This window comes from Oceaniferula flava (assembly GCF_016811075.1).
Lineage (GTDB): Bacteria > Verrucomicrobiota > Verrucomicrobiia > Verrucomicrobiales > Akkermansiaceae > Oceaniferula > Oceaniferula flava.
In genome coordinates this window covers 202,722-216,106 of sequence record NZ_JAFBGL010000002.1, presented here as the reverse complement: position 1 = coordinate 216,106, position 13,385 = coordinate 202,722, and the positions used below count along the sequence as shown (strand labels likewise).

Genomic DNA, 13,385 nt, shown 5'->3' with positions numbered 1-13,385 from the left:
ACAATTCACCGCTAATATATGTCAAGGGGTCGCTATCCAACTTTCTGGAGATCGTTAGATTAAACAGGTCATGAAGCACTCATCCCATCTCGCACTGCTACTTAGCTGTGCTGCCACCACCCAGGTCTTCGCTCAGTCTGAAACACCATCAGCGGAAACCACGCTTGATCCCACCGTGGTCAATGCCGAGAGAGACAAAGACCTCTTGGTCGATCCACAGCTATCCCTCGGAGCCAAGCTGCCATTTTCCATCTTCGAAACACCACGTGCTGTGGAAACAATCACCCGTGAGCAGTTCACCCAGCGCGGCGCACAAACCTTGGCAGAAGCGACCAATTACACCGCAGGGGTTCAAGGCGACTACTACGGGCTGGATCTCCGACAAGACTTCGTGCGCGTTCGCGGCCTTACCTCGGAAACTTACCGCGACGGGCTGCAACACCAATTCAACTTCTACAACAACACTCCTCAAGAGGTTTACGGCATCGAACAGATCGATATCATCAAAGGACCGGCATCCATCTTATTCGGGCGTGGCTCGGTAGGTGGCACGGTTAACAGCACCTCCAAGCTCGCTGGGCCCGATGTTGAGAATGAAATCATGACCAGCTACGGCAGCAATGACCGCTTTCAGTTAGGGCTCGATTACAACACGGCACTGAACGCCGAAGAGACATTGTTCTTCCGCCTGGTGGGCTACTACCGTGAGTCTGATACCTATGTGGATCACGTCAGCGATAACGCCCGCTTCCTCATGCCCTCCATCACTTGGAAGCCTAACGATGACACAACTTTGAGCGTGCTGCTGAATTTCCAAGAAAACCAAGCCGGACCATCTCTCCAGTTTTACCCATATGATGCCACTCAAGTTCCTGGTTTTACATTGAAAAACAACGTCTACATCGGTGAACCCAGCGTTGATCGCTACGATACCGATCAGACTGGAGCTTCAGTCATCTTCGAGCATCGCTTCAATGACACCTTCAAGCTAAACTCCACACTTCGCTATGTGGAATCATCTGCGGATTACGCCGAACACACCATCGTGCCATCAGTGATTGCAGATGCTGCTGGACTCGGCTCCGACCCACTCGGCACAGGTGCATCCTACCACCGTCTGCTCTATGGTGCTCAGCACGAAACGGAAGCCTTCTCCGGCAACGCTGTGCTCACCGCGGACTTCGACACTGGTTCCGTGAAGCATAACCTACGCTTCGGCATCGACTTCGCCCTTGTCGACCGCGACCGTTACACGCTCCCAGCCAATGCAGCGCTCTTCGGCCTCAACTACACCTACGCGGGTGTGATTGACCTTACCGATCCTACCTACGGAGTTTTCGCCACATCACTGCCCGACCTCACCGATCTGGACTCCTACAGCGAAAAGCTCTTCGGAGTTTACCTCCACGACCGTGTGGAGTGGGAAAACTGGATCGTCTCCGGCGGACTCCGATTTGATGATTACACACTCGACAGCAATAAGTTTGCCTCCGATGTACAGCAGGAATGGTCCTATGATTTCGGCATCATGTATCAGTTCGAAAATGGAATTTCTCCCTACTACTCCTACTCTGAGTCTTTCGAACCTCAAGGCATCAACGACCTCACCGGCGAGCCACTCAAACCCAAGCTCGGTGAGCAACACGAGATCGGTATCAAATGGAAGCCTAACGATGACACACTCGTCGTGGCCTCGTATTTCCAAATTGAAGAAAGCAACCGCGTCTTCCGCCCAGACCCCTTCACTGTGGCTCAGTCCAGCAGCGTGGAAGTAGACGGTGCGGAACTGGCATTGCACCATCGTTATCAGGATCTCTACTTCCGAGCCTCCTACACCTACTTGGACACGGCTAACAACGACATCGACGGCGCCCCTGCTCTTGCCGGTGTGCCAGAACATTCCGCATCCGCCTGGGTAACCTATGACCCGAAATCAGGCCCGCTCGCCAAATTCCGCACCGGCCTTGGCGTGCGCTACACCGGCAGCAGTTCCGATGGCCGCGACTGGCTGACAACCGACTCCCACACGCTGGTCGATGCTATGATCGGCTACTCCTGGGAAAACGTCGACCTGAAGCTCAGTGTCACCAACTTGTTTGATAAGCAGTATGTCCAGACCATCGAAACTGGCGAGCAGCTTGGATTCCCTGTCTCCAGTGCTTTCCTCGGTCAAGACCGCTCGGTCAACCTTGAGATGACGATGAAGTTCTAGCCCCATGGCTCGACCTAACAAAAAACTATCCTTCAAGGGAGTGGCTTTCCACTCCCTTGTTGTTGTTATCACGCTGATCGCCGCTGAAGCGATTGGCATGCTGATTGTGCTACCACTGATGAAAAAGGACCCCGGCTACATCGTCATCGCCGGTCTCGGTGTCCTGCCCATCTGGGGCAGCCTGTTAGCGATTGTTTACACGGCCGATAAGCGGGTCAGAGCCATCCTAGCTCTTGTGACTCTTACCATCATCAGCGGACTGATCTTAGCCATCCAATGAACTCAAAAAAACGCAACCGCTTCTGGCAACTTCACTCACTGTTAGGGATTACCTTGGGTCTCCCGCTCTTCGTGATCTTCGTTGCAGGCACCTTGGCATTTTTTGAACCCCACGCGTTGAACTGGCTCCAGCCACAGTTCGATCGACTCTCCGCTGAGAAAAAAGCGCTGAACCCGGCGATCGATCAGCTGCTTCAGCAGCACCCGGAGACCGATGAGATCTCCGTTGTCTTCGCCTCCGAAGCACGACCTGTCACCGACATTTACCTGGAGGCAAACCACGAGGCCACGCACTACTGGCTCGATCCCGTCACCCACGAGGCCACCAGAGCCACGGAGCATGAGGCAGACATATTCCATTTCTTTGTGAACCTTCATTATTTTGAATTCATCCCTTACGGACGAGAAGCCACCGGAGTGATTGCCGCACTCTTTTTCACCATCATCCTCACCGGCGTAGTCTATCAGTGGAGAAGAATGAAGCAGGACGCGCATCCCAAAAACCTCTCATTACAGAACAAGAACCGATGGAAAAACATCCACCGTTTCACCTCCTTATTCACCCTTCCCTTCCAGATCGTTTACTCCGCCACTGGCGCGGCTCTCGCGCTTGGCCTTCTGCTCGCTGCTCCAGCCATCTACCTCTACTTCGACGGTAAATCGGAAGCACTCAATGAAGCGCTTTTCCCAGGACAAGTGATCACAGCAGCTCCCGTGAGTGAGACTCCACAGTTTCCTATCGATGAAGCTATCTCGGTAGCGCGCAGTGAGTGGCCAGCCGAAGTTACGCCCCTGCTCATGCAGATCCATTACCATGAAAAATCAGAGGCAGCCCCGGCGTCTAACACGATTATTCTTCACGGTAAGGAAAACGGCACCCACTTTGTAGGAACCCACCTTCTCACACTGGATGGTGATCTCAACGTCATCCACGATCAGACACCGACCTCACACCTCGGCCCCATGATGATCGAGGGGCTGGTGAACCTTCACTTTGCGAGTTTTAACAACCTTGTGATTAAGATCGTCTTCATTTTTGCCGGCCTAATCGTCTCGCTCTCCATCGCCGCTGGTGTGTTTATTTTCCTGCAGAGACGACTCCAAAACGTCTCGCAAAAAACACGCTCTACCAAGATCCTCACAATCCTCACTCACTGGTGCCTGGGAGGCCTCCCGCTAGCCATCGCGCTCTCGCTGCACACAGCTCAGTTCGCCCCGGACTTCCCTCTTCATGTCTTCTCCGCAGTGATGGCAGTAACCTTCATCACCAGCATCATCGTGAAGAAACCGCTGGCCTGTTATTCCCTGCTCAGTGCCGCGGCATACATCGCGCTCCCCATCACATTCGCCCTCGCCCACAAGCAGTCACCGCTCCAGTTCGGCTCCGAACACGCTACCATGGTGACTCTCTTCAACCTCTTTTTCGTGTTTACTGCCGCTGGTATTTATGGATTGAAGGTCAGTCTGAAGACGCTGGGAACTGCCGAAGAATCATCAGCCTAATCGAGAGATGCTCAAGATTAAGAGTCTATCAAAAACCTACTCCAATGGCATCCACGCGCTGCGTAACATCAGTCTGGAGCTGGAACCTGGAATCTTTGGACTCCTTGGTCCCAATGGCGCTGGGAAGTCTACCCTGATGCGGACGATTGCCACTTTGCAACTCCCTGATTCCGGGCAAATCCAGTTAGATGGCCTCGATTTTATCCAAGAGCCACGAAAAGCGCGCGAACGAATCGGCTACCTCCCTCAAGACTTTGGAGTCTACCCCCGTGTCACAGCACGCGAAATGCTCGACTACCTCGCAGCTTTGAAAGGCATTGGGCCATCGGCTGCACGCAGAGCCGAAGTGGCTCGACAGCTCGAAAAGGTCAACCTCACAGAGGCTGCCGACCAGCGACTAGACACCTATTCTGGTGGCATGAAGCAACGTTTTGGCATCGCGGCGGCACTTCAGGGAAAGCCTGAACTCGTCATCGTGGATGAACCCACTGCAGGACTGGACCCTTCCGAAAGGAGACGCTTCCAATTACTCCTTACCGAAGCGGCAAAAGATTGCATCCTGATTCTCTCGTCCCACATCGTCGAGGACATCGCCGGACTCTGTTCAAACATGGCAATCATGCATAAAGGCCAGCTTGTGCTGGAAGGCGATCCCAGCACACTCACCCACGAGCTGGAAGGCCAAGTATGGGAGTTCAGCACTTCGCTTGAAAAGCTCCCACATTTTCAGCAAAACCTCAGAGTGCTTTCCTGGTTACCCAAACAGGACGCCATCATCGTCCATGCCTGGACAGAACCGGGAGCCTATCAGCCCACTCCATCCTGTGTGGCAGTAGAGCCCACACTGGAGGATCTCTACGCGTTTCACACTCGCTAAGCCCCATGCCTCTTGCTTCCATCTTCAAGAATGAGTTCCGGCTTCAGCTACGCCGGCCTTATGTGTGGTTTTGCTTCATTAATTTCTTTTTGCTAGGACTTCTTGATACCATGCAAACTGGGTTGCAGAGCCAAGGCCATAGCTGGATCAATGGCGCGGCGATGATTTGCAACCGAGGCATCATCTACAGCCTCTTGGGCACTGTGGCTATCGCAGGAATCATACTGGAGCCATTCGTGCGCGATCGATTACACGGCACCAAGGAGCTCATTCTCACTACACCTACCAGCCGCTTCATACGCGGCCCCGTGCGCTTTTTCATTGCATGGATCATCGTCACTCTTGCCACGCTCCTTCTCATTCCCGGAATGATCCTTGGTGCCATGATGCCGGGCATCCCAGATGCTGCGGTAGGCCCTGTAGTTATCAGCCACTACTTAAAAACGGTCGGCTGGTTTTTACTCCCTAACTACTTTCTAGTCTCGGTGTTAATCTACTGGGTAGGGAATCGATTTGAAAACCGATCAATATGCTTTGGCACCGCAAGCGCGGCACTCGCGCTCTGGGTGACAACTCGACTGATGTTAGGTATCGATATTTTTCAAGAAGACACCTTTTCGCTCTACGCACTGCTCGACCCCTTCGGCAGCATTGCCACGTTCGAGTTCACTCGCGAACAAACAGTCGCACAAAGCAATATCCACTTCATTCCCTTCGCCAGTCTAGTTTTATACAATCGACTGATCTGGGTAGGGCTCGGCATACTGATCTTCGTAGGTGGCTCATTGGAGGTTCCTACTCGGCTTCGGTATAGGCAAAAAACAGGCAAGGTCGCTAAGGTCAGAGCTCCCTCTAAAGTAGAGGTTAGCTTGAGCGTAAAACAGCCCAGTCTCTTCGCTCAGTTCTGGCAAGACCTGCGTTGGAACCTCTGTCTAATGTATCGGCAACCTTCAACGCGAATCACTGTTGTGTTCGTCATGTTCACCCTTTGGTGGTCGGCTTCCAGTGCGGTAACGGTGCAGTATTCTCTACCGACCACCGATCTACTGATCCATAATACCAACTATTACTTTGATAAAATCCTCATCCTTGCTGTGTTCTGGCTCGCGGGCTCACTCGTCTGGCGTGATCGCAGTCTCAAGGTCGATGAAATCATCAATACCCAGCCGACCCACTCCTTTACCTCCTATCACTCCAAGACAGTCACACTCTTACTCGTCGTCATCTTTTTTTGGTGTGTGTCTATTGGAGTGAACATTCTCTATCAACTCAGCCACGGATACCACCGTCTAGAGCTTGGACTTTACTTCATCGACAGCTTTATTTTCAAAGCCCCCTACTATCTCTGGTTCGGCCTACTCGCGATCGCGCTACAGGTTGTGATCAGAAGCCGTTACCTCGCACTTGCTGCAGTCTTCAGCATCGCCTTAAGCTCCGTCCTGTTGGACGCCATGGGGATTCGCCACCCCATGTTCCACTTTGCACATGTCAGCCATGTTTGGTATTCTCTCATGGATGGCTATGGCCACTTTTGGGAAGCCCACTGGTGGATGCTCGCTTATTGGTCTCTGGGCTCTGTGAGTATCTGGCTGATCGGGCTTGGCGTCTACCGTCGAGGAAGCGTTATCCCGCCCCGTTGGGACAGTTTCTGGAGAACATTTCGCGGTCTTTATGCCCTCGCCTTGCCCTGCACGGTGGCGGCTTTCCTACTCGTAGGTTGTTTCATCCACCACTTATCTGTCGATAAGGGGAACTGGCCACCGGTCGATGAAGATCAAGTTAAAGCCAATATTGAGTTAGAATACGGTGCAGACTGGCGCAATCAGCTGCAGCCACGAATTACCGGTATTGAGGCCGTGTTGGATTTATTTCCACACGAGCGCCGTTATCAAATGCACGGCACATACACGTTAGAGAATCCTGGTGACACACCCATCGCCCAAGTTCTCATTCTATCGGCCTCCGGCTTGGTCATTGAAGACATTCGTTTTGCCCAGGGAGCCACACAGGTTGAAACTCGCCCCGAACTCAATGCACAAATCTGGAAGCTCAACGAACCATTACAAGCCGGCCAGAACACCACTGTGGCCTTCACTACTTCGCGCACTCCACCAGCGGGGATTTCTATTCACACCGATACCGATTCAGTCCCGGATGTCGCACCTAATGAAATGATCGAAAATGGCACCGCGATGCTCAACTTAGAGCTCATGCCAGTCATCGGCTACACGGACCGAGTGGAACACAAACCGGCATGGCAGCGGAAAAAATACGGACTCCCTCAGAAGTGGTCAGCACCATCCGGACAAGATTCACTGGCTCAAGGCCACGGAACTCTCCACCTCTCTTGGGTGCGCAAGCACCGAATGACCATACGCACTGCTGCCGACCAAACGGCGCTCTATGGTGGAACCCTGAAACGCAGATGGAAAGAACCTAACGGCCGCAATGCTTTCCTCTACGAAATGACCGGCAAATCACGCGGTTGGAGTGCCGTTGTCTCAGGGAAGTATGAACGTCGCATCTTCAAAAAAATGGGGCTTCCCGATGTGGAAATTTACTTTAACCCACAACACATCGCCTCGGTCGACACATTCGGGACGGAACTCCAAGCAGCGATCGAGCATTTCACCCAACGTTATGGACCCACTCCATTTGATACTTTCCGCCTCGCAGAGAACTCACTTCACTATGATGGCTTCGGCAGCCGTGGTGGACTAGCCTACTGCTCTGAGATCCTCGGCTGGAAGGCTGACCTCAAAAAAGGTGGCACTGAAGCTATCCGGCGCTACGCCGCTTTAATGGTCGCTCTCAGCTGGTGGGGCGATCAGATCATCCCTGCCAATATCAAGGGAGCCAAGGTCATCCACTCAGGATTACCCTACTGGACTGCAGCCCTCTATTTGCATCATCAAAGAAGTTCTCTAAGCGATCACACTATCCGCCGCCAAGAAATGATGGAAATGTTCAGAGTCCGCGGTGAAATGGTCGATCACGAAGTGCCTTTCATCACAGAGTTTAAAGATTCTACCATAATTCGAAAAAAAGGATCCACGCTTATCCTTTACCTGGCTGAACAATTAGGAGCTGAGCGGCTCGACCGTATTTTAGCTCAGTGGCTGGCGCGATGTAGATATCAAGCTGCACCTTATCCGACAGCTGCGGGGCTTTACAACCACCTCAAGAATCACACTCCGACCACACTGCATCCATTTCTCTCTGATTTCTTCGAGCACATTACAATTTGGCGAACGAGTATTGAGGCTGTGACTTGTCAAAAAACTCCAAATGGCCAGTGGAAATTACGATTCAAAGTCCAAGCCGAAAAATCTTATACCTCAGGCTGGGGCGATGAACATCCAGCGCCGTTTCAGACAAAAATTCAAATCGCGGCCTTCCGAGATCACACCATTGAGAAAAACGCAGAGATCCATAGCGAGTGGATTCTTCCTCAGGCCAAAACCCAATGGATCGAATGGACTCTTAATGAGAGGCCGAAACAGATTGGTTGCGACCCCTATTTATTGCTGCCCGATCCCAACCCTCAGGACAATACTATGCGGGTGAAATAATCACACCACCGGGCCCAAATTTTCCAGATGGATGACGGGTTCCTTTTTCTCATCGGACTTCTGCAAGTCCACAAGCAGGGTCAGCGACCAGTCGTTGCGTTCGTCCGGGTCGCAGAGGGTTTGGTTGATTCTCAGCTGGCGGGTATCGTCGAGAGTTTCGGTGTGGGTGTGCTTTTGGTTGCGGGCCTCCGGGTCGAGACGGATGAGTTGTCGACCATCGTAGTAGGCGTCTAACTGTTCATCGATGCGGGCAGCGGTCCACTCGTCGCTGGGTTCGAAAACGTCCATGAACCCGGCGATGTTATCGGCGGAGAGGTATTTCACGGCGGTGAAAATTTGGTGGTGCAGGAGGCGGGCAAATTTCTTTTTGTCCTGAGTGATCGGACGTTCTCTTTCGGGCGCCACCTCGCGGTCTTCCGGGCGCACGTAGTCGGGGTCTTTCATCGTTTCCCACTCGTCGATCAGGCTGGAGTCGACGCTGGTGAGGTGTTCTTTCAGGTAGCGTTCGGCCTCGAGCAGTTCCTCTGTCTTCAAAGCGGGCGGAACCGTCTGGCTGAGGACTTTGTAGCCCTCGCTGAGGTGGCGCAGGAGGATGGCTTCGGAGCGCTCTAACTTGTATTTGCGAATGTAGTCCTCAAACGACATGTAATCGACAAACATCTCGCGCGCGATCGATTTTGGCCGGATGTTTTCCGACTCGATCCACGGGTGTTTCACATTGAACTCATTGAAGGTGTCGTAGATGAAATCCTTGCCTGGCATGGGGTGGGTGACCTCGTCCAGCTTGTCCATGCGCTGGTCGTAGTCCATGCCTTCGGCCTTAAGCTCATTGATCAGCTCGCTCTTGATTTCATTCACCTGGGCGCGGAGAACGGCCACTGGGTTTTCCAAAATGGCTTCGATGAGTGAGAGCACGTTGAGGGCGTAATCGGGGGCTTCGGCATCCAACAACGGAATGGTTTCGATGAGATACAGGCCCAGCGCCTGGTTCATGGTGAAGTCGTCTTGCAGATCGACGTGCAGTTTCACCTTCGGCACATTCTCCCCTTCCCCACGCTCGGCTGGCGGCGTGATGGTGAGCACCTTGCCGCGCACCAGCGCCATGAACATGGAGCGGGCGTGACGACGGATTTTTTTCTTCGAGGCCTCAGTCTCGTGACTGGCCTCGATCAATCGCTTAAGCTCGCGGCAGCCGTCTTCGTTGGTCCTGCTGAGCACGTTGAGCATCAAGTTGTGGCGGAGTTTGAAACTGGAGACCAGCGGTTCCGGGTCGGCGGTCTGCAGTTTGGCGAAGGTCTCCTTGCTCCATGAGACGAAGCCTTTTTCCGGTGGTTTCTTTTTCACCACCTTCTTCTTTTTCGCCGACGCGGCCGCCTTGGCTTCCAGGCGGATGTTTTCGATGACGTGTGCGGGTGCCTGGGCGACGACGTAACCGATGTCGTCAAAACCACGCCGACCGGCCCGACCGGCGATCTGTTTGAAATCGCGGACGGAGAGAATTTTCGTGCCAGTGCCATCGTATTTGCACAGCTGGGTGAACAGCACGGATCGGATCGGCACGTTGACTCCCACGCCCAAGGTATCGGTGCCGCAGACCACTTTCAGCAGACCTTGCTGGGTCAGCTTTTCCACTAACAAGCGATACTTCGGTAGCAGGCCGGCGTGGTGGATGCCGATGCCGTGGCGGAGAAGTTTGCTCACCTCCTTGCCGTAGGGGGAGCGGAAGTTCGCCTCCTGCAGGGCCTCGGCGATCTGGTGTTTTTCCTCCTTGCTGCAGAAGTTGCTAGAGAGCAGTGCCTGGGCGGACTCGGCACAGGCGCGCTGGGCGAAGTGCACGAGGTAAACTGGTGCTTTGTTCTTCTCCACCAGCTCGGTGACCTGCTCGGTGAGGGGGATCTCTGAGTAAACAAACTCCAGCGGCACCGGGCGTTGGTCCGACTGCACCAAGACGGTTTCCTTTTTCGTCAGGGTGGTGATTTCCTTCTGGAAAAATGCGGTGTCCCCGATGGTGGCGGACATCAGCAGGAAGCGCGACTGCGGTAGGGTCAGCAGCGGCAACTGCCAGGCGACTCCGCGCTCGTGGTCCGAGTAGTAGTGAAACTCGTCCATGATAACATCGTCCACCTTCGCCTCCGAGCCCTCGCGCAGGGCGAGGTTGGAAACGATTTCCGCGGTGCAGCAGATGATTGGCGCATCTGGGTTCACCGTGGCATCGCCGGTGATCATGCCCACCTTGTCCGGGCCGAAGGTGGCGCAGAGTGATAGAAACTTCTCGTTCGCCAGCGCTTTGATCGGCACCGTGTAGTAGGAAGTTTTTCCGGCGCAGAGCGATTGGTAGTGCAGCGCCAGGGCGACCAGCGACTTTCCTGAGCCGGTGGGCGTGTTGAGAATCACATTGCTGCCGGCAAAAAGCTCCAGCACAGCCTCCTCCTGGTGGTCATACATCTCGACCCCCGAATCGATCAGATAGTCCAAAAATTGATTGAGCACGTCATCGGAGGTGAAGGTGCCGGAAGGTGGGGTGAGCTGCATGCGCGGGCAGCATATGGCGATGTACCAGAATCTCAAGACCCGTCTCCAACTCGGTCAATTTACAGCCTATCAAACAACTATTTACATCAAATAAGCCTTGAGCCTAGCGGGCTCCCCCCCTTTGCTCACGGCATGCAAGTTTCCGAAAAACTCTCTCAACTCAGAGCTGCCATGGCTAGCGAGTCCATTGACGCCGCCATCGTTGGTAACACTGATCCCCACAACAACGAATACGTCGCCCCACGCTGGCGCTGCCGCGAATGGCTCGCCGAAATGAAGGGATCCAACGGCACCGTGGTGGTCACCGCCGACTGGGCTGGCCTCTGGACAGACAGCCGCTACTACCAATCTGCCGAGGAAGCCTTGGAAGGCACAGGCATCGAACTCATGCGCATGAGCGATATCGGTGTTCCTAGCATTGCCGAGTGGCTTAAGAAAAACTGCAAAGAGGGGGAAACCGTCAGCTTCAACGGCACCAACACCTGCCTGAAACAAGCCAAGGCATGGATCAAGACCCTGAAACCTGCCGGGCTGGAAATCCGCAGCGACATCGACTTCATCGAGCCGCTCTGGACAGATCGCCCCGCAGCACCCAAAGGAGAACTTTACCTCGTCGGTGACGAGCTCACCGGCCAGAGCATCGAGAGCAAAATCTCAGCCGTCCGCGAAAAAATGGCCGACGAGAAAGTGGATGCCTATTTGCTCGGCCGCACCGACGAATCCTGCTGGCTGCTCAACTTCCGCGGCACCGATATCCTCAACCAGCCGACCCCATACTGCCACACCCTGGTGACCACGGACGAGGTGATGTTTTTCATCGATTCCGACAAACTGACCGACGAAGCCACGGAGAAATTCACAGCCGCCGGCATCACCCTGCGCGACTACGACGAAGTCGAGGGCGTACTTGAAAAGCTCTCCTCTGACACCCGCCTGCTGATCGTCCCTCACTACCTGAACTACCAGCTGGCCAAGGCTTCCGAGCAATGCATTCAGATCGAAGGCCGCCCGATTGCCACCGATCTCAAAGCCGTCAAGAATGCCACCGAAGTCAAGCACCTGAAGCAATCCCTGATTGATGACGGCGCTGCCATGGTGCGCTTTTATGTCTGGCTCTACAAGAGCCTGAAAGCGGGTGAAAAAGTCACCGAACTCTCTGCCAGTAAAAAACTCGAAGCCTGTCGCGCGGAAGTCCCCGGCTACCGCCACGTCAGCTTCGAATCCATCATGGGCTACGGTCCTGACGGCGCGCTGAACCACTACTCGGTGGATGAAGAAAGCGACAAGCCGGTTTCCCTCGAGAACATCTTCCTCATCGACTCCGGCGGCAACTACGCCCACGGCACCACCGATACCACCCGCACCATCCCCATGGGTGAACCTACCCAGGAGCAGAAAGAAGACTACACCAGCGTGCTCAGCAGCATGATCGAGCTCCTCATCCTGCAATTCCCGGAAGGAACCACCGGCGCGCAGTTGGACGGGGTTTGTCGTCTGAACCTGTGGAAACAAGCACGCAACTTCAAACACGGCACCGGTCACGGTGTTGGTTTCGGTCTTGAGGTGCACGAAGGACCGCAGAACATCTCCGGCGTCAATGCCGAGCACATGAAGCTCGGCATGATCACCACCATCGAACCCGGCTGCTACCGCCCTGGCAAACACGGCATCCGCATCGAGAACATGGTGCACACTGTGGTCAGCCAGGAGACTGATTTTGGCAGGTTCTTCAAATTTGAGAACCTCACCTTCTGCCCGCTCAACGTCGACCTCATCGAGCCCTCACTGCTCCCTGCCGAGCACACCGAGTGGCTTAACAACTACAATGCCGAGGTCTTCGAGAAACTCTCTCCCCTTCTGAGCGAAGAAGAGACCGAGTGGCTCAAACACGAATGCCGCGCGATCTAACCACGATCAGCCGACACAGCGATAATCTTCCGGCGGTATGGGCTCATACCGCCGGTTTTTTTGTTCAGCGACTGCCTGTGTAGGGGTACATTGAAGCGATTGTACGCCGTTTTTGTGGAGCTGGAGTGAATGGCTTCGGTCCGGTTGCTTTGGCAAAGCAACCCTACCACAAGCACCCTCGGCAGGACGGGTGGAACACAGCCATCAACGTAAAAGTCACGTTGCACGCGGCTCTCACCAGGGCGCGACAAGACGCGTCCGGTAGGGCGGTATGGCCTCATACCGCCGGGCCACGCCATTTAGCTACCAGCTTGTATAGAGGTAACATCGAAGCCATTAGACGCCGTTTTTGTGGAGCTGGCGTGAATGGCTTCGGTCCGGTTGCTTTGGCAAAGCAACCCTACCACAAGCACCCTCGGCGGGGCGGGTGGAACATAGCCATCAGCGCAAAAGTCACGTTGCAAGCGGCTCTCACCAGGGCGCGACAAGACGCGTCCGGTAG

General features: G+C 54.3%; 7 protein-coding genes. 6 read left to right on the top strand and 1 reads right to left on the bottom strand.

The window, feature by feature from the left end:
- The first annotated feature begins 70 nt into the window (after window positions 1-70).
- From JO972_RS03995 to JO972_RS03975, 5 genes are read left to right on the top strand one after another with little or no spacing between them, the layout of a single operon-like run.
- Entirely contained in the window at window positions 71-2,212 is a 2,142-nt protein-coding gene (locus JO972_RS03995; protein ID WP_309488708.1) for a TonB-dependent siderophore receptor, read from the top strand.
- Between the two features lie 4 nt (window positions 2,213-2,216).
- Entirely contained in the window at window positions 2,217-2,492 is a 276-nt protein-coding gene (locus JO972_RS03990; RefSeq protein ID WP_309488707.1) for a hypothetical protein, read from the top strand.
- Complete coding sequence (locus tag JO972_RS03985; protein ID WP_309488706.1) at window positions 2,489-3,994, top strand: PepSY-associated TM helix domain-containing protein; 1,506 nt, start codon at window positions 2,489-2,491, stop codon at window positions 3,992-3,994. Before JO972_RS03990 ends, JO972_RS03985 begins: the two co-directional genes overlap by 4 nt.
- Window positions 3,995-4,001: 7 nt before the next feature.
- The gene (locus JO972_RS03980) at window positions 4,002-4,871 is read left to right on the top strand and encodes an ABC transporter ATP-binding protein (RefSeq protein WP_309488705.1); all 870 of its coding nucleotides are present in this window, start codon (window positions 4,002-4,004) and stop codon (window positions 4,869-4,871) included.
- A gap of 5 nt (window positions 4,872-4,876) precedes the next feature.
- On the top strand, window positions 4,877-8,443 hold the full coding sequence (locus JO972_RS03975; RefSeq protein WP_309488704.1) for an ABC transporter permease/M1 family aminopeptidase: 3,567 nt from the start codon (window positions 4,877-4,879) through the stop codon (window positions 8,441-8,443).
- Here the strand turns inward: JO972_RS03975 and JO972_RS03970 are convergent, their stop codons facing one another.
- Complete coding sequence (locus JO972_RS03970) at window positions 8,444-10,975, bottom strand: DEAD/DEAH box helicase (protein WP_309488703.1); 2,532 nt, start codon at window positions 10,973-10,975, stop codon at window positions 8,444-8,446.
- Between the two features lie 132 nt (window positions 10,976-11,107).
- On the opposite strand from JO972_RS03970, the gene JO972_RS03965 reads away from it, so the two are divergent.
- A complete protein-coding gene (locus JO972_RS03965) occupies window positions 11,108-12,883 on the top strand; it encodes a M24 family metallopeptidase (RefSeq protein ID WP_309488702.1) in 1,776 nt (591 codons plus the stop codon).
- The last annotated feature ends 502 nt before the right edge of the window (window positions 12,884-13,385 follow it).